Origin of the sequence: Leptospira andrefontaineae, assembly GCF_004770105.1 — a bacterium.
Lineage (GTDB): Bacteria > Spirochaetota > Leptospiria > Leptospirales > Leptospiraceae > Leptospira_B > Leptospira_B andrefontaineae.
The window spans coordinates 362,526-386,686 of sequence record NZ_RQEY01000010.1; the positions used below are offsets into that span (position 1 = coordinate 362,526).

22 protein-coding genes are annotated in these 24,161 nt (G+C 40.2%); 8 read left to right on the forward strand and 14 right to left on the reverse strand.

The annotated features are described in order from the left end of the window. Nucleotides 1-7: 7 nt before the first annotated feature. Together EHO65_RS06470 and miaB are read right to left on the reverse strand one after the other, a co-directional pair. Nucleotides 8-1,789, reverse strand: a complete 1,782-nt coding sequence (locus EHO65_RS06470; RefSeq protein WP_135773314.1) for an LptF/LptG family permease — start codon at nt 1,787-1,789, stop codon at nt 8-10. Further along, entirely contained in the window at nt 1,786-3,135 is a 1,350-nt protein-coding gene (gene miaB, locus EHO65_RS06475; RefSeq protein ID WP_135773315.1) for a tRNA (N6-isopentenyl adenosine(37)-C2)-methylthiotransferase MiaB, read from the reverse strand. Before miaB ends, EHO65_RS06470 begins: the two co-directional genes overlap by 4 nt. 113 nt (nt 3,136-3,248) lie before the next feature. Between miaB and EHO65_RS06480 the strand changes: the two genes are divergently transcribed. Together EHO65_RS06480 and EHO65_RS06485 are read left to right on the forward strand one after the other, a co-directional pair. Next, nucleotides 3,249-3,893, forward strand: a complete 645-nt coding sequence (locus EHO65_RS06480) for a J domain-containing protein (protein ID WP_135773316.1) — start codon at nt 3,249-3,251, stop codon at nt 3,891-3,893. Further along, nucleotides 3,865-4,506, forward strand: a complete 642-nt coding sequence (locus EHO65_RS06485) for a hypothetical protein (RefSeq protein ID WP_135773317.1) — start codon at nt 3,865-3,867, stop codon at nt 4,504-4,506. The genes EHO65_RS06480 and EHO65_RS06485 overlap by 29 nt, the downstream gene beginning before the upstream one ends. A 29-nt stretch (nt 4,507-4,535) precedes the next feature. Here EHO65_RS06485 and EHO65_RS06490 read toward each other — a convergent pair whose 3' ends face one another. From EHO65_RS06490 to ribH, 6 genes are all read right to left on the reverse strand, one after another. Then, the gene (locus tag EHO65_RS06490; RefSeq protein ID WP_135773318.1) at nt 4,536-5,171 is read right to left on the reverse strand and encodes a hypothetical protein; all 636 of its coding nucleotides are present in this window, start codon (nt 5,169-5,171) and stop codon (nt 4,536-4,538) included. 122 nt (nt 5,172-5,293) lie between these two features. Next, nucleotides 5,294-5,701 carry a GxxExxY protein gene (locus EHO65_RS06495; protein WP_135773319.1) on the reverse strand — a complete coding sequence of 136 codons (408 nt, stop codon included), beginning with the start codon at nt 5,699-5,701 and terminating at the stop codon, nt 5,294-5,296. Between the two features lie 101 nt (nt 5,702-5,802). Next, nucleotides 5,803-7,119 carry a HEAT repeat domain-containing protein gene (locus tag EHO65_RS06500; RefSeq protein WP_425269333.1) on the reverse strand — a complete coding sequence of 439 codons (1,317 nt, stop codon included), beginning with the start codon at nt 7,117-7,119 and terminating at the stop codon, nt 5,803-5,805. A gap of 20 nt (nt 7,120-7,139) precedes the next feature. Then, entirely contained in the window at nt 7,140-9,212 is a 2,073-nt protein-coding gene (locus EHO65_RS06505; RefSeq protein WP_167482011.1) for a tetratricopeptide repeat protein, read from the reverse strand. Further along, nucleotides 9,160-9,624: a transcription antitermination factor NusB gene (gene nusB / locus EHO65_RS06510; RefSeq protein WP_135773321.1), complete on the reverse strand. Its 465-nt coding sequence runs from the start codon at nt 9,622-9,624 to the stop codon at nt 9,160-9,162. The genes EHO65_RS06505 and nusB overlap by 53 nt, the downstream gene beginning before the upstream one ends. Before the next feature lie 3 nt (nt 9,625-9,627). Then, complete coding sequence (gene ribH / locus EHO65_RS06515) at nt 9,628-10,089, reverse strand: 6,7-dimethyl-8-ribityllumazine synthase (protein WP_135773322.1); 462 nt, start codon at nt 10,087-10,089, stop codon at nt 9,628-9,630. Nucleotides 10,090-10,136: 47 nt separating this feature from the next. Between ribH and EHO65_RS06520 the strand changes: the two genes are divergently transcribed. Next, nucleotides 10,137-10,940 (forward strand): tetratricopeptide repeat protein, encoded by an 804-nt coding sequence (locus tag EHO65_RS06520; RefSeq protein WP_135773323.1) that lies wholly within the window; start codon nt 10,137-10,139, stop codon nt 10,938-10,940. 165 nt (nt 10,941-11,105) lie between these two features. Then, the gene (locus tag EHO65_RS06525) at nt 11,106-11,480 is read left to right on the forward strand and encodes a GxxExxY protein (protein ID WP_135773324.1); all 375 of its coding nucleotides are present in this window, start codon (nt 11,106-11,108) and stop codon (nt 11,478-11,480) included. A gap of 71 nt (nt 11,481-11,551) precedes the next feature. Here EHO65_RS06525 and EHO65_RS19890 read toward each other — a convergent pair whose 3' ends face one another. Next, a complete protein-coding gene (locus EHO65_RS19890) occupies nt 11,552-11,722 on the reverse strand; it encodes a hypothetical protein (RefSeq protein WP_167482006.1) in 171 nt (56 codons plus the stop codon). A gap of 73 nt (nt 11,723-11,795) precedes the next feature. Here EHO65_RS19890 and EHO65_RS06530 point away from each other — a divergent pair, with 73 nt between their 5' ends. Then, nucleotides 11,796-12,374, forward strand: a complete 579-nt coding sequence (locus EHO65_RS06530; protein ID WP_135773325.1) for a hypothetical protein — start codon at nt 11,796-11,798, stop codon at nt 12,372-12,374. Then, nucleotides 12,368-13,702, forward strand: a complete 1,335-nt coding sequence (locus EHO65_RS06535) for a peptidoglycan recognition protein family protein (RefSeq protein ID WP_135773326.1) — start codon at nt 12,368-12,370, stop codon at nt 13,700-13,702. The genes EHO65_RS06530 and EHO65_RS06535 overlap by 7 nt, the downstream gene beginning before the upstream one ends. On the opposite strand, the gene EHO65_RS06540 is transcribed toward EHO65_RS06535, so the two are convergent. Beyond that, nucleotides 13,683-14,903 carry a helix-turn-helix domain-containing protein gene (locus tag EHO65_RS06540; protein ID WP_135773327.1) on the reverse strand — a complete coding sequence of 407 codons (1,221 nt, stop codon included), beginning with the start codon at nt 14,901-14,903 and terminating at the stop codon, nt 13,683-13,685. The two genes, EHO65_RS06535 and EHO65_RS06540, sit on opposite strands and share 20 nt — an antisense overlap. Nucleotides 14,904-15,227: 324 nt before the next feature. Between EHO65_RS06540 and EHO65_RS06545 the strand changes: the two genes are divergently transcribed. After that, on the forward strand, nt 15,228-17,531 hold the full coding sequence (locus EHO65_RS06545; protein ID WP_135773328.1) for a hypothetical protein: 2,304 nt from the start codon (nt 15,228-15,230) through the stop codon (nt 17,529-17,531). Between the two features lie 106 nt (nt 17,532-17,637). Here the strand turns inward: EHO65_RS06545 and EHO65_RS06550 are convergent, their stop codons facing one another. From EHO65_RS06550 to lon, 4 genes are all read right to left on the reverse strand, one after another. Then, entirely contained in the window at nt 17,638-18,105 is a 468-nt protein-coding gene (locus EHO65_RS06550; RefSeq protein WP_016543993.1) for a Dps family protein, read from the reverse strand. A gap of 265 nt (nt 18,106-18,370) precedes the next feature. After that, nucleotides 18,371-18,760, reverse strand: a complete 390-nt coding sequence (locus tag EHO65_RS06555; protein ID WP_135773329.1) for a TIGR04452 family lipoprotein — start codon at nt 18,758-18,760, stop codon at nt 18,371-18,373. Between the two features lie 66 nt (nt 18,761-18,826). Next, nucleotides 18,827-19,948 (reverse strand): DegT/DnrJ/EryC1/StrS family aminotransferase, encoded by a 1,122-nt coding sequence (locus EHO65_RS06560; protein ID WP_135773330.1) that lies wholly within the window; start codon nt 19,946-19,948, stop codon nt 18,827-18,829. Nucleotides 19,949-20,044: 96 nt separating this feature from the next. Beyond that, nucleotides 20,045-22,504, reverse strand: coding sequence for an endopeptidase La (gene lon / locus EHO65_RS06565; protein WP_135773331.1), 2,460 nt, complete (start codon nt 22,502-22,504; stop codon nt 20,045-20,047). A gap of 178 nt (nt 22,505-22,682) precedes the next feature. On the opposite strand from lon, the gene EHO65_RS06570 reads away from it, so the two are divergent. Beyond that, nucleotides 22,683-24,119, forward strand: coding sequence for a pectin acetylesterase-family hydrolase (locus EHO65_RS06570; RefSeq protein WP_135773332.1), 1,437 nt, complete (start codon nt 22,683-22,685; stop codon nt 24,117-24,119). Nucleotides 24,120-24,161: the final 42 nt, after the last annotated feature.

Sequence of the window (24,161 nt, forward strand, 5' to 3'; positions counted from 1 at the left end):
ACGGAAATCAGTATCGATTTTCTCGATTTCTCCATAAGGATAATTTTTTGAGTCCCTCTGTCAATTTTGTTTTTAGGGAATAAAGGGGTCCTTCCATCCGGGCAAAAACGCGGGCAACGGGGGAAAAGAACTTCGCAAGGATTTGAAAGAAATTTACTACAGCGGGCGGAAAACGCATATCGGTTCGTTTTAACATAACAACTGAACCAATGATGGCAATCGCGATGTTTCCACTCCAAGGTCCAAGCCAAACCGGAAATTTGGAATTTTCAGAAATATTCGATCCAAATGTGAAAAGTGCCCAATACACAATGATCAAAACCACAGCCATTGTGAAACTCATTCCTTTTCCGGAACGTTTTACTACAAGACCCAAAGGTAAGGATACCAAGGAAAAAATAATACAAGAGACTGGGATCGCGTATCTTCTCTGGATCTCCACGTCAAATTGAGAGACTCTTTTTTTAGCCTCTTTTAATAAAGTAGTCAGCTGAAGAACGATAGTAACACTCTGAGATTTCTGAGCATCCGAGATTGTAGGGTCGCTCATTATTTTTGGCAGCTCCATTTGAAGCCGTAAAACTCTATCTTTCAGATTTTCAGATCCATCCGAAGGAATTCCCATCTCTTGCAAAATTTCAAGTCCAGGGATCCTTTCCAATCTTCCTGCTTTGATATTATTTCTGATATCGATCAGGGTCAGAAGAGTGAAAGAACCAGGATCCACATTGATGACTAGACTTTTTTTCTCTTCCGTCTTTGGAATATTATAATCCATCTCCCCTTTTCGAAGATCTCCGACTGAAAATTGCTGCTTGGCTCTATCCCATTCTAATATCCATGCATCTTTCAGCCGGATGGATTTTTCGAACTCACCATCAGGCCCCTTCTTCTCCACTAACGTTCCTTTTTTAGCGGATATGATTTGTGTAATATAAGATTCTCCTAATTGAACAGGACGACTCGCTGCACCCAAGGATAGAAGGAACGGATCTTGGTTTTGTGGTATAAATACTGTCCATTCTCGGATTTGGACTCCGGAAAGTTCTCCTGTTTTCGCGTTCACACCTTCCGTATACATCGCGATCGCTTTTTCTGAGCCGGCATTCTGCACTTGGTCTCCTGCGAATTGCCCAGGGGTTAATGCAAGAAGAGGATTATAAGCTAAAACCCATTTATTGAATTCGGTCATTTTTCTGGTATTAATGGGAGAAAGGTAGAAGCAGAGATACGCGACTATAGCAGCTAAGAATATCCCAAACCCAACAAATACCACATAAATCCGGGAAAATCCTATACCGGCAGAACGTATCGCAGTAATCTCTGAATCGCCTGAAAGTCTTCCTGCTGCCATCACACCACTCATCAGACAAGCAAGGGGTGCAGTCGTAGGAAGAATATTTCCCAACAGATATCCGAAATAATCCAGAAGTCGGAAAGGATCCACGCCTTTCCCCACAAAAAGACCGATCATACTTTTAAGCGCGATGGCCATATAGATACTTGTGAAAAATAGAAGTGCTACTAAGAAAGAAGGAATAATTTCAGAGAGAATATAACGATCCAAGATAGGAAGCCATCTCCAGAATTTCTCTCTATCAGTATGAACAAAAAAACCAGGGGGAAGGTCCGCAACACTATGCACCCTTACAGAGCGTAAGTCTTTTCCTTCTGCTACTTTTCCAGCAGCCTCCGTTCCAAAACCTTTGGTATCAGCCCGATGAACTGCTTCGGACTTTTTTTTCTTAGGAGAGGAATCGCCTCCCGAAGCACGGGAGTTCTTCTTCACTCTATCACCTCTCCTTTGAGAGTAGCGCTAGTAGCAAAATTGATCTTAACGGATACGGTTTTTCCGATCAGGGACTCTACATTAACATTCTCTGGTAATTTGAAAACAGTCATTCTTCCGCAAGGAGTACGACCGCAAGCTTCTTTAGAGGATTTTTTAGAAGCGCCTTCTACCAAGATCGGAAAAATTTTTCCGATTCTCGCTTTATTCTGCTCCGCAGAAATAGAAGTCTGAAGATCGACTAACTTGGTAAGGCGTTCTCCTTTTACTTCTTCAGGTACATCGTCCGGATATCTTTTCTGGGCAATAGTACCTTCTCTCTCGGAATACTTAAACATGAATGCCATATCGAAGCCTACTTTTCGGACCATGTCCAAAGTATCTTCGAATTGTTCTTCCGTTTCACCGGGGAATCCTACGATAATATCTGTTGTAAGTCCAACATTCGGAACGATTGTTTTGATCTGATCCACTACTTCCAAAAATTCCTCTTTGGAATAAGTCCTTTTCATATTCTCAAGTACATCTGTATTTCCGGACTGTAATGGAAGATGAATATTAGGACAGAACCTAGGATTTTCCGCCATAAGTTCCAAAAGATGCATCGGGAAATCTTTAGGGTGAGGAGAAGTAAAACGAATTCTTTCTATATCAGTTTCTTCTAATAGAAGTCGAACAAGCCCTGCGAAGTCGACACCTTCTGACTTATAAGAGTTTACATTCTGCCCGAGTAAAGTGAGTTGTTTTACACCTTGTGCAACTAGATCACGGGTTTCTCTTACGATAGAATGAGGATCTCTACTTCTTTCTCTTCCTCTTGTATATGGGACCACGCAGAATGTGCAGAAATTATTACAACCCCTCATGATCGTGACGAATGCCTGGATGCCGTTCACAACCCTAGGCTCTATCTCATCATAAGTTTCGATCTTAGAAAGACGTGTTAAAGAAACAGGTTGTTTGTCGGAGCGAATTGTTTGGATAAGTTCAGGAAGAGTCCTATAATTATCAGGACCAACAACCAAGTCCAAAGGAAGTTCCTGATGAAAAAGATCGTCTCCCAAATTCTGGGCCATACATCCGAGGACTCCAATAACCAGGTCCGGATTTCTTTTTTTCAAATACCCAAGACCTTGGAGCCTGGCATAAATTTTTGCATGAGCATTTTCACGGATTGCACATGTATTTAAGAAGATAACGTCTGAAAGTTCCGGATCGGAAACTGTCTCAAACTGAGCGCCTTGCATCAAACTTGACACGATACCCGAATCGTATTCATTCATCTGACAGCCATAGGTCTCTATATAAACCTTACCGGCCTTTTTTTCTACTTCAAGCACGCTCATAGGTCCAGTTTTGGAGAAGGAAAGACCCTGTCAACCCGCTCGAAACCTTAAAAAAAAGTTTCCTTTCCTGCCAGGATCGGATCATAATCAGAATTCTTCCAAAGACAAACAAGATGAATCGATTCGGAACAGGACTCAGTCGTAAAACTGACTATTATGTATTATTTGGCCTTTCCAGAGACGCCTCTCCCCAAGCTGTGGAAGATGCTTTTCATCGATATGTACAAACTCTAAAAGAACATTCTTGGGTGCCTTGGAAAGACGCGGAATTAAGAGAAGGCGCAGAGGCATACTACCATCTATCGGATCCGGCAAGACGAAAACGTTATGATTCTTCCTTAGATTATGAATTGGTGCTTCCAGACCCGGAAGGAGTGCCGGAAGAATTCGAACAATATTTCGAAGTCCAAAAAATTTCCACACCTAAGGAATACGAAAGGCTATACAAACAATTCCTAATGTTAAAGTACGAAAGAGAAGATAAACTCTGGATCTTCAGAGCTACAGTATATTTTATACTGGCTTGCTTTTCCGCATTAGTACTTTCTTCTCTCGTTTTTGTAGTATTTCAAAAAAACGGCTGGCTCTCCACAAGCGCAGACCTTTTCTATCGTAGATGGGGACTCTTGTTTTCCTGTACGTTTATGGGAACAGCATATACACTGTTCCGAGTATTTTATCTGGAAAGAGTGATCTCACTGAGAGAGAAAAAAAGAGAAATAGAACAGAATGAAGAAGTCTCGGACATCGGACCCTAAAGCCTTAACAGAAGACGAAATACAATATTATTATACGCTACTTCAAGAAGAAGTCACGGAATATAACTGTGGAAGTTTATGCGCTCCTTCCAACGGTGGAATTCCGGTATGTTGCCAAGCGGACAACGCACTTCCTGCATTATACAAAGCGGAATACGAAATGTTATCCAAAAGAACCGACTTATGGAAAGCATATGTTCCGATGACAAGAGAAGAAAAAAAAGAATTCGCCGTATATGATCATAGGAAAATTACATTTTGTGAATGTAAAGGCGTGGCTCATTGTGAAAGAGAGAATCGCTCGATCAGTTGTAGGACTTTTCCTTTAGAGCCGTATTTAGACACGAGAGGAGTTTTAGTTGGATTAGTATTTATGCAAGAATTCCAAACCAAATGCCCTCTAACTTCCAGAGCAAAAGACGTAAGACAGGAGTTTATAGACAATCATTTCCTATTTTGGGAAAAACTTTTGTTTAGAGTTGAATCAGAATATGAAGTTTATACTGATTCTAGTAAAGCGTATCGCAGAAAGAGAAAACGCACCGGTATTGAATTTCCGATCCTATATCCGAGTCACTTAAAAGGCAAAGAGTATCTGAAACAATATATTTGATTGAGATGTTGGAATTCCAACACTCAGCTTCAATAATCAAACATGAACCTAAAAATAAAAAGTTCGAAACTCAAGATCTGAACTTCCAGTGGATTCGAACCTTTTTGAAAACAGGATTCGGGAAACGCAGCTAACACTTTTTTAGTTTCTTCTTCATAAGAATTCTTATGTTTTAACTTTGTTGGAGAAGAAGAAGGTTTAGAATTTTCGAACTTGTATTTTGTGATCTGGTTTTTACCGTCCTTTCCCCCACCATCCTCTACCTGGAAAAAATAGTATGTGTAAGGAAATTCTATCTTATCTTTACCTTCACATTCTCCTAAACGGATCCCGATCTCTCCTAAAGTATCCACAGGACGATAAATCGTATTAGCACGAATATCTACCAAGAATACCCGTTTACCTTTCGGGTCCCAACCCAGATCTGATTCCAATAGACTTTCTTTAGATTTTGATACAGTAGTATTATTATTAGGATCTTCTAATATCTTTTTTAAAATTTCCCCTCTGACTTCCCAAACCCGAACATCATACGCAACTCTTTCTCTTTCGGATCGTTCTGCTCTTCCTTCTTTTTTATCCCAGGAGTCGTTTACCAGATATTTGCGCTCTAAAGTGGTTTTACAGGAAGCGGTTAGTAAAATAAAAAAGAAAAGGAATTTCATTGCTTTTTTTAGTTTTCTATTATATTTGTCAGAAAGCAAATATCTTCTCCTCTTTGCGACTTCGCGTGGAAATTATATAGAAATCATTTTGGCTCACGCAAAGGCGCCAAGGTAAGAAGGTACTATTCTTGCATTTCAACTTCTGTATGACGATTTGCAATTCTAAAGATACCTTCCCTCATAAAAGCCGTTCCGAAATTTAACAAAAACCCTATTCGCAGATCCATTAACCTTAAATATGTAAGAACTTGCTTCAGGTGAACAGGTTGAGTTCTTTCGACAGATTTCAGCTCAACGATAATACAATCTTCGACAAATAAATCTGCCCGAAACACATCCTGAAAAACTACTCCTTCATATTCAAATGTTACAGACTTTTGAGAAACTACTCGTAATCCTCTTTTTCGAAGTTCCCGAAAAAGTATTGTTTCATAAACCGATTCCAATAATCCGGGGCCTAAATTTTTGTGGACCGAAATCGCGGCATCCACGATCTCTTTTGCTGTTTGTTCAATGTGCTCTGACTCCATGGCTTACCTCTTAATAACCAGGTAAAGTTGAGTCAAAAGAGCGCGTACTTTTTATAAAATTTCTTCTTACCTTAGCGGCTTAGTGTGGAAATTCTTCAAATTTACTTAGAAACCTTGATAGAAATGATCTCCCGGACAGCTTTTTCCATTTCGGATTTCACTTCAGGAGTTTTTTCTATCACATAAGCATCGAATAATGCAGGTAAACATTCAGGATCACCTATGATCCGAACTGTATCGATCGCTTGTAAACGAAGAGGAAGATATTCTTTTTTATTATTAGAAGCAAAAGAGATCAAAGCTGGGACAGAAGTTTTGTCTTTCAATTCCCCTAATGCTTTTAAGAGAGAAAGTTTAACCTCGTTTACTTTTTCTTTTTCAAAAATACGTTTGAGCTCGCTAGTTCCAGGATTGAATCCCAGCTTTCCCATCACTTCTGCGGCGCGAGAACGTAGACCCGGATCCTTATCCACATCCAAAACAGTAAGTAATCCCTGGCCACCACCATGAGCACCAAGTTCCAAAAGTAGATCGATCAATCTTGCTTTTAATCCCGGAACGGTTTCCTTTACCAATTGTTCAGAAACTGATTTGGCACCTTGTTTATCATTCAGATAGAATAATGCTTCCGTACAAATTTTCCTAAGATCAGGATTCGGCTCGGTAATCCCTTTGTAAAAAAGAGAAATATACTGCCTGCTTTTCCTATTCTTTAGGATCTCTAAACCGTGAAGGCGAACATCTTCATCAGGATCTGCAGCCGCCATTCTGGGAATATTTCCTCGATTATCAGGAATATTATTCTTATTTAATACTGTAAAAAATCTTCTTCTAAGAGCAGGAATATCATCTGTAGCGAATTTACCTATCAGATTTTGGACCCTTTCGTCTTTGATCCAGATAGCAGATTCTAAAAAATATTCCCTATATACCGGATTATTGGAAACTGCAAGATCCAGAACATGAGGCATCGCTCTGTCATCCTTAATCCCTTGCACATATCTATAAGAAGATTGTCTCACTTCAAAATCAGTATGAGTAAGACCTGCAATGACTGCATAGATCAGTCTTTTTTCTTTTTTACGATCTGCAAGTTCTAAGATCCTAGTTTGGATCTCTGTATTTCGGGTGGTTTTAAAAACGATATCGAGTTCGTTCGCCCAGCTTGGAGCAAGAGAGTCCAAGTCCTCTAACTCGGAAAAAAGTGCCAAGGAAGCAAAGATACTATCTTCTCTCGCATCCGGTTCTGAAATAATTTTGGGAAGTTCTTTTACAAGATCCAAACGATTCTTGGATTTGATCTCGGATATAGCTCTGGATTGGGATCTTCCTTTGGAAAGAACGGATTCCTTAAATGGATCCTTTTGTTCTTCTGCGAAAATACTTCCGCCGAAATATAAAGTGAAGAATAGAACCAGAAAAAAGAATGGAATTCTTTTCAGAAAAGACCGTCCCTCTTGGAGGAATCCTCCAATGCGGCCGTTGCGGCACGCTTATTATCGTAAGCTTCCGTATTGGACGGATCTAAGTCTATTGCATTTTGAAAGGAACGAACCGCCTTTTTATATTCTCCGTTCTTGTAAAATGCGACTCCCAGATAATTATAAGCGGTGGATGCAGTTTTAGGTTTTACTTCCGATCTCACGATCGCTGTCAATTCTTCGATCGCTTTTTCTCGATCCAAAACAGAGTTAGAATCTAATAGAATTTTAGAAAGAACCAAACGCCCTTCATAATCTTCCGGATCCATATGAGCCGAACGATATGCTTCGTCCTTAGCCCTATTTCTTAGATCAGGATCTTTTGACTTATTGTATAGAAGTGCGAGTTTTTTATGAGCCTGTTTGATCTCAGTTGAATTTCTGGATCTGTTTAATACTTGCAACAGTATCTTTTCCGCGCTGGAAGATTCTCCTGTGCCCATATATGCTTCTGCAAGTTTCAAAGCTACTTTGTAGTAATCTTCTTTTTGTTTAAAAAGAGCAGAATATTCTTCTATCGCTTCTCTATAAAATTTGTTTTCTAAATAATAATCGCCTAAAGCTTCCTTAGGTTTGATATCATCCGGATCCAAATATGACGCTTTGCGGAAATTCTCGATTGCTTGTGTGCCATTGCCCGTATGTTTATAAACAAGGCCTAAATTATAATAAGCCTTTGCATTTTTAGGGTTCAGATCTAAGACTCGGTTTAGATATGTGATCGCTTCTCCATATCTTTCCATCTGGTCGAGGACTACGCCTAAGTTTAATAATGCAGTTTCCGTAAAACTATCACCAGGAGTGGAGTCTACGATCCTTCTGTAAGTTTCTTCCGCAGCGAGAAGGTCGCCTTTATTATAATATGTTTCTGCAAGTTGGAATAATAGATCCAAATTGTTTGGGTTATACTTCAAACCTTTTTGGAGAGCGTTGATAGATTGCTCTCCTTGGTTCAACTGCTCAAAACCTTCTGCAATAGATCTAAATAATTCCGGATCATTGGAGCCGGCTTGGTTAGCAAGTTCGAGATATTTTACGGATTCTTCTAACTTACCGTTCTTCTTCAAAACGATAGAAAGATTGTACAATGCTTTTGCATCGTTCGGAGTTATAGTTGCCGCTTCTCTAAAATAATGTTCTGCGGAAACATAATCCCCTCTATTATAAGAAATATTTCCCAAATAAGAATTGGAAAGTGCTGCGAGTTTTCCGCCTCTTGCCCTCATTACCACAAGTTTAAAATGTTCTTCTGCTTGTGGGATCTCACCTTTTTTAAAATAACTTAATGCAAGATTATAAGTTAGATAAGGATCGTCTGGAGAAGAGGAAAGTCCCTGCTTGTACGCATCTATCGCTGCATCCGGATCATTTATCTCGTTAAAAAGATTTCCAGCCATTAGAGCAATACGCGGATCATTAGGCGCAATCTCTCTTGCTTTCAGTGCAGTACTTCTCGCGGCGGAATTTTGGCCGCTATGAGCATACGCTAAAGTTAAATTATAATAAGCGTATACGTTATTTCCATCTAGAGTGATCGCCTTCTGCAATGAATCGATCGCTTGCGGAAATCTTCCATCCTCGTCGTAGATCACTCCAAGAACAGTCAAAGCTAAGGACTTCTCTTGGCTTGTAGCAGGACCGGTTAAAAACTCTGTGCAATAATCGAAAGACTGCTTTCTATAATTCTGTTTATATAAAGTAACACATTTAGTTAGAAGTGGATTGTTTGTGCCATCCGGAAGATAAGGTCTTTGCAATTCTTGGGCAAGACTTCCCTTTGGCATCAAAGGAGATTTGCCGTCCGCAACTCCATTCGCACCAAAACCTGGTCTACCCTCTCTGAAAAAAGAATACCAAATCGCAAGACCGATCAAAAGAAGAAGAGAAGCAGCTAAGACTCCCCAAACAAATGTTGTCGGATTATAATGACGTCTGGGACGAAACTCTTCCGGTTCGTCTCCATAATAGTAGGAAGGTTTAGGTTCTTCCGTCTCCAGGAATATTCGGTTCTTGCGGATCGGGTTTTCCATGTCGGTTCGTCTCGTACTGAAGGATGGAATCCAAGATCCCGTTAATAAAGGGGACCGAATTCTCGCTTTCAAATTCCTTAGTCAACTCGACAGCTTCGTCGATGGTGACCCTGGGCGGAATTTCCTTGGAATGCAATATCCCATAAATGGACAAACGTAGAATACATTTGTTCACCGGGGAAATTCTGGCAAAATCCCAATTCCTTGAGTACTTCTTGATGAGAGTATCGATTGTTTCCGCGTTTTTCACAACACCATTTATGATAGAAATGGCAAAATCCCTTTCTTCCGTTTCTATCTTTTTGTCGTACCAGCGGAACTTTAGAACTTCCGACAAGGCGGAATTCACCAGTTCTAACTGGTATAATGCCATTAATGCAATTTCGCGGGACTTCCTTCTGGAAGAAGACATAGATTAGAGAAGTTTGAGGAGATTTGTCATTTCCACCGCAGTTAGAGCCGCCTCGTAACCCTTGTTACCTGCCTTGGTGCCAGCTCTTTCGATGGCTTGCTCAATTGTATCTGTGGTCAAAACTCCAAAAATCACAGGCACACCATGTTGCACTCCGATAGAACCTACTTTTGCAGATTCTCCAGCAACAAAATCAAAATGAGCGGTAGCTCCTCTGATTACTGCGCCTAAACAAATGATGGAATCGTATTTTTTACTTTGAGCGGCTTTGGATACTACGATCGGAAGTTCATATGCTCCCGGGATCCTTACCACAGTAACATCTTTATCTTCGACTCCTGTCGCATGGAGTCCGTCTAGAGAACCTTTCAAAAGGCTTTCGACTATGAATTCATTAAAACGGGAGACAACAATACAATGTTTTTGTCCCTTTCCGTCCAGCTTGGCTTTCAATTCTTGAGGCATCTGTTTCCTGGTTGCTTCTTATATCGAGAAAACACAAGTTACCCTGAGTGGCAACCGGAAAAGAAGCTTCCAAATCCAAATTCTGCATATTCCTGATCCTATTAGGAGTCCAGGTTTTCACCCTCTCTTCCTGCGAGACCATCCGATCTTTTTGGAAACCGAAAGATGCATTCATAAAAAGTTTAGATCTACCGGATTGGGTCTTGGAATCCTCTATCAAGCTACGAATCTTTAATGATTCTCCTAATGTAATCAATCCGGAAGACGCAATGCCGGAAGATGATATCGCGTCCTATGGAAACCAACTTAGAGTATTACTCGCAGTTTCGCCTGCAGCCATGAGAGACATATATGAGATGGCAGGATGTTTGGACGGAAGCGATCTGATCAAAGTCCGCGGAAACAAAATGACGGATAGCGGAGAAGATATCTGGTTCGGCATATGCAAGAGCGGAGCCCAAGACGCGATCGTATTCAGAGTATTGGAAATGGGAAACAACCAACTCTATTACTTATATGAAGAAGAGCTGATCAAAACCTGGGACGAATCCAAGAAGAACGCAAAAACAAATCCCGACAAGTCAATGAGACTCGCTACAAAGATCATAGAACATGAGCCTGCTCATCCAGGTGCCAGAAGATTATTAGGAAGTTTATATTTAAAGAATGGATATTGCCCGGGAGCAGTTCGCAATTATAGGATCTATCTCCGGATACTTCCCCACTCCGCCGAAAAATCTAAAATAGATTCACTACTCAAAAAAAGCTGCGGAGATACTTTGATTCCTAAAAAACCGGAACCAAAAGAATTTTCGGATGAATTGCCTACGATTGAGGAGTCCGCGCCTTAGAGACACAGAGTTTAGGAGAGTCGCCGAGTTTTTTTCACACAGAGGCGCAGAGACTCAGAGGTTTTTGTAAAAGCAAAATTGGTATTAAATTTGATGCCTGTGTTTTTTTAAATAAAGTACGTTCGTTTTTTATCTTGCGGGACCTGCAATCTTCGAGGTCTCAACATGATAGAAACTAATCAAATAACCAAAGAAATCATTGATTCAGCAATCAAAGTTCATAAGAAAATTGGACCAGGATTACTTGAATCAGTTTATGAAACGATACTAATGCAAGAGCTTCGGGATCGGCAACTGAAAGTCGTAAGTCAAAAATATATTTCGTTCGAATACGAAGGTCACATATTTAAGAATGCATTTAAAATCGATATGCTGGTCGAGGAAGCAATAATAGTTGAAATCAAATCGCTCGAAAAAACCTTACCGGTTCATTCCAAACAAGTTCTGACTTATCTCAAACTAATGAATTTACCCGTCGGGTTATTATTAAATTTTGGGGCTGTTCTGATGAAAGATGGGATAATAAGAGTGGCTAATTAAAAACCACACCCCCTCTGTGACTTTGTGTCTCTGTGTGAAAAAACCTCTGAGTCTCTTATTTCCTCAGTGTCTCAATCTTTAACTCTCAAAACAAGAGTGATCTTGCCGTCCGCTTTTTCCACTACTTCGAAACCTTCTTCCCTAAGAGTTTTTTTGATCCGATAAAAGCCTAGGTTCACGACTTTAGGTGGGTCGGATTTGCGGGAAGAAGAAGGGAAATGTTTCGCAGAAGCATCCATCACTATTTAGTTTCGGCTCCGAGAAGGTCCGTCTTGACCTTGACAGAAAGAAAACCTTTTCCTAAATGAGAAAGAGATGAGGCGATTTCTTGCTCTCGTATTATTTTTAATCCTATTGGCCTTAGGGGGCTTAGCCTTTTATTTTCAGGAATGGTTTGATTCTCCCGGATTTCGCTGGGTCGTTTCCAAATTTTCCTTTTGGGTCTTTCTGTCGGTTCTATTACTTTCCGGCTTGGCGATGCTTCGGATTTTCAGAAGGGCCAAGAAGGCAATTCATACCCAAAGACAGGCCATCGAAAAACATTTAAGTGGAATTCTAGAAGAACTTGTCCAGGACTCCCAGGCATTAAGTGAATTCCTAAAGATAGACCTTCCTCAAATGGAAGAACGTATCAAAATTTCCAAAGACAAACTTCCTAAAGAAATCTATTCTTCGTATACGGCAAATTGGACCAAGATCAGAACGGATGCAGAGGCTTCTCTTAGAGATCTGGAAACTCTTCCTTTAGAGCCGGAATTCGTAGAACAAAAAAATCACGCTGTCTTGGAATATAAAGATCTTCTAAACAAACATACTAAAGCAAAATCCATTTTAGAAAGAGTCAGATCGGACCTTTCACTATTAAAAGAAAAACTAACGGAGAAAGGATGTTGAGAACTATCCTTATCATATTCACTGCCTGTATTATATCCACTTGCACTTCTATCCCGGAGACAAACTTTTCTATCGCAGAGCTTGCTTCTCCCATTCATCCACTTTCTCAATTATTGCCTAAGGATAAAAGTATCCCTTCTCTCTCCATACTTCGCAAAAAAACAAAAGTGAGCGGAATATTACTCCATCACACCAAGGGGCTTTCCAGCGAAGAATATATTACAAAAAGTGCAAATTCCGGATGGTTAGTACATTATATCGTAGATAAAAAAGGTAAGATTTACGGGGTAGAAGATCCGGGAACCTCTCTCATCAAGGCCGCACCAAAAATGGATGCAAGTATGATCCATATTTCTTGGGAAGGAGATAAGGAAGATATACTCAAACGTCCCGCCCAGAAAAAATCCGTACTTTATGCGATCGCAAAAACTTCCCAAGAATTCGGAATACCGGTCACAAATTTTGATGTGGGCGGCCGTTCCGGAATATTCACACATAGCCAAGCCAAAAAGAAATTCGGCGGATTCTTGAATGGAAGCGATTGCGGAAATGAGAATGTTCTAAAAGCGCTTCTCGAAGAATTAAAAGGCTCCTACTTTTCCGAAATGGAATGGAAGGACAGATATGGAGAATGGGTTCTCAGAAAAGAAAAACCTTTCGTAGGACAAAACGGAGAAGTCAAAGATCCTAGTTATGATAAAGGTAGATCCGTCACTCCTACTCCTAAAGCAGAACTGGATAGTATCGAAAAAACTGCAGACGGACTTCTTCTTGAAGAAAAAAGACTTAAATACAATTATAGAGGAGCGATCACTGCTGATTGTGTAGTATTACACTTCACTGCGATCAATGATTATGACGGAACTCTAAGAGTATTAGAGAAACGGAATTTAGCTGCCACATTCCTTGCAGATAAGGATGGAAAAATCTACCAATTGCTGGACTCTCCTCTCCATATGGCCGCCGCCGCTACCGGCACAAATCGAAATTGTTTCCAAATAGAGATCGTAGGCAAGGACACCGAGATGTTACTTGCAAATCCTGCACAAACTGCCGCGGTTTCAAAACTTGTATATGAGCTTTGTCAAAAATACCAGATCCCTTTGAATAACGAAAGGATAGAATCCTTGAAAGGTGTATTCTCCCATACTCAGGCTAAGAAAAAATGGGGCGGGTCTATCTTTTTGGATGCTCAGGACTTCGATCCAGGCGAACCATATATGAAAAAAGTAATAGAGACCCTAGGCGGGACCTATTATTCGGAAAAAGATTGGTATGATAGACATGGAGAAGAATGGATACTTCTCTTTACCGATTTTCAGCCTTAATCGGGCGATTTTTCACAGAAATTCTATCAGAATCTCCGAGTTCCACCATACCTCCAAGGCCTTTTCCCAGAGGAGGAACTCCGGTGCGGGCTGTATGTAATTTCTGTTTTTCAGGAATATCCGACTTCTTCTGACGAAGTTGTGTAGGAGTTTTGCCTGTTACCTTTCTGAATGCATCATTAAAAGAAGATTTAGAATTGAATCCTACAAAATAGCAGATGGAAAGAATATCCTGATCTAATTTTTCTTCCAGAAGTTTGACTGCTTCTTCTATCCTAAATCCGTTAATATAGTTATGAAATCCGGTCTGCAAATGTTCATTTAGAAATTCAGTCAACTGATATGGTTTGATACCCAAGTCTTCTGATAAAGAATGAAGAGTAAGCTCAGGATCCCGATACAGTTTATCTTCTCTCATTAATTCTTGGATCCTAAGTTCTAATAAGTTCAGATCCAAACCGATCAGAAGGGATTTTTCATATTTTTTCTTTCTTACCTCTCTAGTTAAAGGAGCAAAAAAGTCCGGATATCTAGAAGGAGCCAAGAATAGAAGTGTTACTATCCCAGTCACAAGAAGCCCACCCACTCTAAACAAAATATCCAGACCGAACATGAATCCAAAAACCAAGGAATACATTGCAAATACTGTGATTGTTGCTAAAATAAAAATGAATCTTATTTGGGATTTTAACTCCGGAATAGAAATCACTGTTAATAACATTCTATATCTAAATCCGAAGTAAGTGGTAGTGAGTGCGGTTGTTAGAAAAAATCCCCAAGAAAGATAATGTTTATATCTAATATTTCTAAAATCTCCTAGGTCTGAGATGATCGAATCCCAAGGCCTTCCGAAAAAAAGTAACTCTCCTAAGAAAAAAAGTCCAGGCACAAGAAAGTGAAGTCGAATGTCCCTATACAACGTCTGGTTTGGGTATATCAAAGAATGTGTATATAGCAAAGATAAGGGCCCGATAGCCGAAAAAGAAGTGAGCAATAAGAAGATTGCATGTGGATAAACACGATCAATTTCCAAAACCACATTTGCAACTGTGAATAGTATGATCCCCAACGAAAGAAACAGAAGTGCTCCAATCCTGTCTTCTCTGCGTTTTATAGGTGGAATTAACTTTTGGACCACCAATAAAAAGGAAAGGCCACTTCCGAAGTAGAATAAAGGAGTTACCACTTCGGGATTTAACATAGGCGGTATATTAAGAAAATACCAAGGCTTGTCAAGTGTTCTCATCCAAATCAATGAAGAGAACGATTTGAGATCCAATAAAATAAGTGAAAAATTTTTATTTCGAACACTTGCATTTTTCTTAATTCTAAAGAATCAAATCCACTCTTCCCTTATATTTTACTTATTTTCTAAATGATGATTTTTGCACAACTGTTCGAATAATGAAACTCGAACGTTCGAATTCCGTGGCTCGGACGACCCAATTTTTATTATGGTGTATTCTTCTCCGCCAGAACTGATCCGGGATTTTCATATTCCGGACTAGGGAGCGGAAAAATGGAAATGCAAAGAATACGTGCCGCAAAACGTTATTTGCGGTACGCCTTGTTAGGGATGGCTGTATTGGCTGCGGGTTGCCCCGTAGGAATTTTTACGGAGTTCCCAAACCAAGAAGAAGTATGTAAATTCGATCCGATCCGAGAAGGAATTCGCGCAGTGTCCGCATCTTCTTTCCCGGAGCCGGTATTACAATCGGTGCTGGTAAATGGAAATCTTGTATGGCAGACAGTAACGGATGGGCCGGCGTACCCAACTCCTTCTTTCAGCCCTGGCCAAACCATCACACTCAGAGGAACAGGCTTCGGATCTGGACCTGAAATCGACTTTTCTAAAATTATGATCGGTAATACCAGAATTCTGGAAACCGATTTGAGAATGTTCGAACAAAGATTGGACATCACCAAACAGGTGAACTTCGAAGTGGACGAACCTTTGGATAGTTGGAGCAAGTATATTCTTGCTTGGACCGATACCCAAATCCAATTCAAGGTTCCTGAACACACAACTTCAGGGCCTCTTATTGTTCAGATCCAAAAAAGGGTCGGATATAACGATTCTTTACTTCATCCTGGACAACCGCATAACGTCATTGATGCGCAAACTCGACGAGTTACTGACGAAGATTTCAAACATAAATGCGATGTTGTTTCTATCTTAAGTGATGCGAAGGGAACAGTTCCTCTACAAGTAAATGTGAACAACCCTGGCTTCTCTTCCATAATAGCACTTGGGGAAAAGATTTTCTGGTCTTACGACTTCAATATCGGAGTAGCTCACGCGATCCGAAATTTGGATTGGAAGAAAATTTTTGCGTACCAAGCAAAAGATCCTGTTACAGGATACACTGCAGATCCACTTCTTCTGTTCGGTGCTTACCAAACAGTTTCAGGCCAAGTTCCTTCTGCAGCAATCGATACAGTTTACTTCGATCGTTATCCTCAACCCACTCCAATTCCCGGACTTTTAGGTGGAGACCAGAAATTTAAAGGGAACACTAAGAATAGTGGCTGGGCAGGCTATAGATATGCAGAAGCATCCCATCCATACACTGGCAACGGAGAATGGATCGGATTTAACTGCGCTTCCTGCCACGGATACAAGATCACTTATGAAGCTTCTCCTGGAAACACTGTAACTAAAGTAATTCCCGGACTTCCTAACCCTAAATGGTCTATGAAATGGTCTCTATTGGGAGATTTTAAAGGAATCAAAGAAAGTGAGCCAGGACCAAGTTTTGATTCTTCCGCCAAAGATGTGGATAAAACAATGTTGATCTACGTTATGCCTCAAGGAGCCGGTGAACACTCTTTGATCCGTATTAAAGGAGAAGGTAGCGAAACTGATAACGATTACGAGTTCTCTCCAATCGCAATTCCGAACGTAACCAACTATATGGGAGTTAGAAGATCTCTTTCTCATACTGAATCTTATGTAGGATTTGAAGGTTCTTATATCCATTCGGAAGAACCTGATGGTGCTACCGGTGCAATGTATGCGAAAGAACTGCAAGCTCTGACTGCTTATATGACTAAGCTTGACCAAAATGATAAAGCCCTCAGACAAGTCGGAATGTATCGTTGGTTAAAATCCAAAGGTAAACTAATCGCTCAAGCAGGCGCAGATTCAGGAGAAGGTGCATTCGTCCAAGCCGGATGGGAAAACCAACCTGGTATTGCTGCTGCAGTTGCAAGAGGAAAGGCGACCTTCCAAAGAGATTGTGGATCTTGTCATAATGATAAGGTGGGTTTGAACTCTAATGAGAAGATGTTCAAGATAAACGAAGTGGGAAGATTTTTCGCACCAACCATCTATCACAAACAACAACAATCAGTTCGTGCAACTTTCTTGAGAGACATGTATTGGGTACAACATAGAGGTTTATTGAGTGACGGTCACGTTCGTAACTTAGAAGACCTTGTCAATCCTGCTCGATGCACGGAAGGATCCGCTCTTTACAACCAGTATTATACTCTGCATGCACCTGTATCTCCTGCTTTGGGAGGGCCGGATCATCCGGAGCCTTATCCTCCACAAAACAGAAAGTCAGACGTGTTCAGAGCATTCAAATCTCCTAATAACGATGTCGGAACGAAAAGAAACAGATTCATCGAAAGACATAAGTATTTCGTAACTGTTCCTTGGGATCCGGATTGGTACTATTGGGATTACCAGAAGATGAGAAGAGAATACGGTGTTCAAGAGTTGGGAACTGCCCAACCTATCGGAATGCCTGCGGCTCCTCACCCATGGTGTTCTGCCTCGGCGACCGAGGTGGATGATCTAGTGGAGTATATCCTCACTCTCTAACTCTCTACAGCCCGGGGAGAAAGATCAAATACCAGATCGATCTCTCCGGGTTCTTATTTCGGGGAATTCTCCCCGAAATATTTGATTTTCAGAATATTCTAAAATTCTACTCCAACATACTCCTAAGCATCCAAGCAGTTTTTTCATGGATCTCTAATCTTTGGGTAAGAAGGTCAGTAGTCACCTCATCTCCCCCTGAATCCGCAGAAGGAAGGATCGCTCTTGCAGTCCGTATCACTGCTTCATGTCCTTCTACAAGATTTTTAAGCATATCTTCCGCTTTAGGAACTCCATCTTCTTCTTTTAAAGAAGTTAAAGAAGAGAATGCTTTATAGGTCCCTGGTGCCGGATAGCCAAGAGAACGAATTCTTTCCGCAACCAGATCCAAAGCATTCCAAAGTTCTGTGTATTGGGTCATAAACATCAAATGTAATGTATTAAATAAAGGTCCGGTTACGTTCCAATGATAGTTGTGAGTTTTTAAATATAAAAAATACGTATCAGCTAATAGTTTTTGCAGGCCTTGGTTAATAGCCTCTCTATCCTTCTCCGGGATTCCTATATTCGGTTTCATATTTATCTCCTTTTTTAGTTTAGTTTATTTAGAATCATTCTAAATCTAAATCTTAGACAGTGGCAATCTAATTTCTTTCGGAATAAAGATGATTTTTTCCAGATTTTGGCGAGAAAGAAAAACTAAAAAAGCAAGAATTGAAAATTCTGAGAAGAATCAAATAGTTGATTTAGGTTTATGTAGAAAAGTTAAGATATAAGTTTTTGCATTAAGACCCGGGGATTTCCAAGCCCTAATTTATATACTGGTCCGACTAGGCTAATTTTTATTTAGGAAAAAACCCAATTTCTTTGAAGTTACGACAATTCTCGCTTAACGTTAAAGTTCCGACGGAGTCAAGACGATTCAGATAGGAAAACTTTTCTATATCGGAAACACAATCATTCACCTTATCCTTATTATAATATTTCGAGTCATCCAAATCTAACAATACGGAAACCATCAACGCATTCTGAACGGATTTAGAAAAAACCAGTCCGCTATAACCACCGTATTTCTTTTCGTAGTAGATCCCGTCTCCATTAAAAGCAGCATCTCGAATTTTCTCTCTTGCCTCGCCGCCAGTATACGAATCTTTCGTCAAACCAGTTGACTCTATAATATTACATGCAGCTAAGACAAAAAGAATATATAATATACTAATAAGCATTTTCATGAAGTGATTCCTCTCTTTCTTTATACCTTATCCGGGCATGAATAGCGGGCTTCAAGAGCCTATCCTTTAGGACAGGCTCTTATATTCCTTGATCGCGGCAAAAACTTCTTCCAGTTCGGAATCAGTCATGTAAGGAAATAAAGGAAAATTTAATATTGAATCGCAGATCTTTCCGGTCCTATGTTCTTTTCCGAATTTACCTACGATATAAGGTTTTGCGCCCGGTTGATCACTCATTGCTCCAGGGTAAATAACCGCAAAACCGATCCCCTTTGCTTTTAGGGCTTCTTGGATTTTTGGTCTTTCTGCGGGATCAAAAAGAGTTACGTTACAATATCCGTTTTCTTGAAAGTCTTTCGGAGGATGAATTACGTTCACTCCTAAACTTGGAAGAACTTGATAATACTTTTCAGCAGCCTTTCTGCGAGAAGCAATCCTTGCATCTAAATAAGGAATATTCAAATTTAAGAATGCAGCTTGTAGAGTATCCATTCTGGAATTCCAACCCACGTCTCCATAACCGTAATGTGAAGTTCTTCCGTGGTTTCCGAGCATTCTTACTTTATTTGCGAGTTCTTCATCGTTTGTGAAAACTGCTCCGCCGTCTCCTGCTCCACCTAAAACTTTTGCTGGATAGAAAGAAGTAGTAGTGATCAATGCATCTTGGTAGATAGGTTTTCCCTTATATAAAACTCCGAAGGATTGAGCTCCATCTTCTAATAAGAAAACTCCTTTCTCTTTACAAAGTTTTCGGTAATCTTCTAACTTTGCACTTCCCCAACCGTAAAGGTGAACTATGATCGCAGCCTTCGGCTTTACTTCTTCAAGTGCTTTTTTGAATTCTTCGAAATCCATTTGTAGATCATCTGGATTTGTATCTACCGTAGCAGGGTCTGCACCTACGTTTACTACTGATTCGAATGTTGCCCAGAAAGTAGAATCAGGAACTAATACCTTATCTCCTTTTCCTACACCCAAGGCTCTTAGCGCTAATTGAAGCGCATCTGTTCCATTCGCACATGCGATCGAATATTTGGTCCCGGCGGTTGTTGCCAGATTTTTTTCTAATAATGCGACTTCTTCTCCTCCGATGAAGGAGGCGTTCTTGCTGAGAGTTTTTACTTTATCTTCCCAAGCTTCTAGTAATCCCGGCTCGAATCTTTTAATATCTATGAAAGGTACGCCCATTATGGTCTCCTCCGAACAGGGTCGGAAACGGGTCCTAAAAAGCAAATTATTTTGATCTACTTAAGGACCCGCCATAAACGGGCAAATATAGAAGATTTACTTCTTCTTGCGAGCAGCAGCCTTCTTTTTGGGAGAGACTTTTGTCTTCTTAGCGATTGCAACCTGTTCCGTTTTAGGTTTTAAAATTCCATCGATCGTTTTAGGTTCGAATAAAATTTGAGCAACCTCTTCGAATCTAGTAACTGGAAAGAATTCCATTCCCTTCTTCACATAATCAGGTATTTCGTCTAACTGAGGTCGATTATCGGAAGGGAAAATGATCTTATGGACCCCGACTCTTTTTGCAGCCACGATCTTTTCTCTCAAGCCACCGATGGCTAAAACTTCTCCCGTCAAAGTTAATTCTCCAGTCATACCGAATCCAAGCTTGATCCTTTTATTTAACACCAAGGAAAGAATGGTGGTTGCCATTGTGATCCCCGCACTTGGTCCGTCTTTTGGAGTCGCGCCGTCAGGAACATGCAGGTGGATTGTTTTTTCGTTGAATAACTCTTCGTTACCTAATAAATTCTTAATATAGCTAAGAGCAATACTGGAAGATTCCTCCATTGATTTCCCTATCATTCCTGTCAGAAGTATTCCGCCTTTTCCTTTTACGAATACTGCCTCGATAAGTAATGTTGCACCTCCTACAGAAGTCCAAGCAAGCCCTAAAGCGGTTCCAGGAACGGTAGGTTTAGTCATCCTATCATCCGTATATTTAGGAACTCCCAAAAGTTTTTCCACATCCTTAGGCTGAATGTGTTTCGGATACGATTCCCCTTTTACGATCTGAAAAGCTAGTTTTCTTGCAAGTTTGTCGGATTGTTTTTCAAGACCTCTTACTCCAGATTCTCTGGAATAATGATCAATCAGAGATACAACAGATTTTTTATCGATCTGGATCCCGTATGGTTCTATTCCGTTTTTCTCCAGAACCTTCTTCCATAAATGTTTATTAAAGATCTGGACCTTCTCATCCGTGATATAACCGGAAAGACTGATCACTTCCATACGATCCAAGAGTATTCTACTGATAGAATCTAAAGTGTTTGCTGTCGCGATAAAGAATACAGAAGAAAGATCAAAAGGAAGATCTAAATAATGATCTCTAAAAGTTTTATTCTGTTCCGGATCTAGAACTTCCAAAAGAGCGGCCGCAGGATCACCTTGCATTCCGAGGCCAAGTTTATCTATCTCATCTAAAAGAATTACGGAATCTTTTTCTTTAGTAATTCTTAATGCAGTGATGATCTTACCAGGCATAGCACCAATATAAGTCCTACGGTGTCCTTTGATCTCTGCCTCATCTCTCATCCCACCTACGGAAAATCTAAAAAACTTTCTGCCCATTGCTTCCGCGATAGATTTAGCGATAGAAGTTTTTCCAACCCCAGGAGGTCCAACCAAAAGTAGAATGGAACCTTTTTCAGTCGGCTTTAACTTCTTCACGGCCAGAAATTCTAAGATTCTCTCTTTTACATCATCCAGTTTATAATGATCTCTATCTAAAGTTTTTCTGGCTTTTTCTAGATCTATTTCACGAGAAGGAGCAGCTTCCCAAGGAAGACTTTCCATGATGTCTAAATAATTTCGGATAACATTATAATCTGCAGTATTTTGATCCGTGTAGAAGAACTTATCCATTTCACGTTCTACTTCTTCTATCACTTCCGGATCTGCCGGGATACCCTTTAGTCTTTCTAAGAACTTTTCATACTTCTTTTCGTATTTACCTTCTTTCTGACCAAGTTCCGCCTGAATGGCTTTTAACTGTTCTCTTAAGAAAAACTGTCTCTGTTGTTTATCAATTTTGTCCTGGATATTTTCCTGGATCTCTCTTTGGAGACTGACTAGATCGATTTCCTTTTTCAGATAAAGCAGGACCTTTTCGATCCTATCTTTTAGATTTACGGATTCTATGACGGATTGATAATCTTCTTTTTCTATATTCAAAATACTGCATACAAAATCAGCCATCTTACCAGGCTCATTCACATTCAGCATTGTAAGTTTCATCTCTTCCGTAAAAAGAGGGTTATTCTGAGCGAGTTCCCTGGTCATAATTAGCAGGGTTCTCATCATAGCCTTGATCGTATTTTTAGAAGCACCCGGCTCTTCTTCGGGATAATGTACTTTTGCGATCAATAAAGGTTCTACGGAAGTAAAAGATTCCACCTTAAATCTGCGAACAGTGTTGATCAGTATATTTACCGCACCGTCAGGAAGATTTACCTTCTTCAAGATCTTAGCAACTACACCGAAATCGTAGATATTTTCTTCCGTCTTTTTTTCGTTCTCCTCATCCTTGAGAAGAACAAGCCCGATGAAAGAATTTCCTTTTAAGGCCTCATCTACAGCTTTTGCAAATTTTCCCCCTGGAACGATCAGAGGAGTGATGATCCCGGGAAATACCGGTCTGGTTTTGATAGGCACTAAGAATAATTCGGGAGGAAGAATGGAGTCTACCGGTATGATACTTCCTTCAACTTCGCCTATATCATCAAAAAGATCCACGTTTCACCTTCGATTTAAAAAATAATCGGACCGATTCCAGTTTCTGGGCTCGCTCCTAGTACTCAAATCTTTCTTTTTCTTCGACAAGGAAAAGGGCTTGAATCTTTAAGGAATTACGTCAGTCTAAATATGAAATATAAAAACATTTCGACTGTTTTCTATAACTGGGATGAAACGAATGCAGGCTAAAAACCTATCTCTCTTATTTTTGATTCTGATGCTATTTTTTATCGGATGTAAAAAAGATGAACCGGACAATACAAAAGCTCTCACAGGAGCAGTTTTAGCAGAAGTTCTTTATAATCCTTACGAAAGGATCACCCCTCCCACAGAGGATACTATCATAATCCCGAATACTAATGCCAGCTACCAAAGCCCGGGGAGATCGTATTCCCCAAAATGTTTCGGAAATGAAGGAAACACTAAGTTCTATTTCTTCCGAAAATCTGTTTCTGCGAATAATAAAAAATTGCTCATCAACTTTATGGGAGGAGGAGCTTGTTGGGATAATGCGAACTGTTTCGGAAAGAATACCACTACATTTTTCAATTTCTTAAACGCCGTGCCTGACCTATTTATCAAGGTCGCTTTCAAGGGGATCTTGGATGCGGAAAATTCCTCTAATCCATTAAAAAATTATGATGTTCTTTTTATTCCGTATTGCACAGGAGATCTTCATATAGGCTCCAGAGATGTACCCGATTATGACGATCCTTATGTTTCATCCGATCCTGTTGTTTATAGTCATAGAGGACATGATAATGTTCTTTCAGTCTTAAAATATATCCAATCGAATTATACTCAAGTCACAGACGTAGTGGTCGCAGGACAAAGCGCCGGGGGTTACGGAGCAGTATTAAATTATCCTCATATTCGTGCAGTATTCTCCGATAGCACAAAATTCCCAAGCTTCAACAAGATGAGTTTAGTAGCGGATGCTTCTAACGGAGCCGTAATTGATGGATTTTTTTCCGGCATAGTAAATACCCAATGGGGAAGCGGACCGAATATCCCGGACTGGGTAGTAGGTTCCAACTATTTGACAACCGGAACTCCTTCTATCCAAGATTATATCGGTAAGATCGCAGATGCGTATCAGGATGATGTCATAGGACAATATACTGCGGCATTCGATTCCACTCAAAGATGGTTCTTCAATGTAATGGGCATCATTGACTCAGAATCTCCTTCTTATTCGGATTCCAGTTCTTATTTCGGACCTGGAGATGCTCGGGATGTGCCGGACCTTCCAGATAACGGTTCGAATACCCCTTCCAATTGTAACTGGGCAATCAACGCAAATAATGCGATGAATAATACTGTAGGTTCTAAATATTATTTCTACAGAGCTCCTGGAGATATTCATACAATCACTATGAGTGATACAATGTATGAGCTTGTAAGCAATGGTGTAAATTTTAACACATGGCTGAAATCTATAGTTTCGAATGTAGGAACTCCTACGGATGTAGATTGTTCTCTAGGTTCAGGCTCGCATCCATGCACTGATAAAAATTTTGGGGCTAATTCTTTAAACAATACGCTAGGCAGAGCGACCTCTCAGGACTCATTTGACGCAAATAAAGATCTTTATGAGACCTGCTTCGGTCCTTGACATTCTATAAAGCGGGAATAAAATAGAGCTGATATCTTCCTT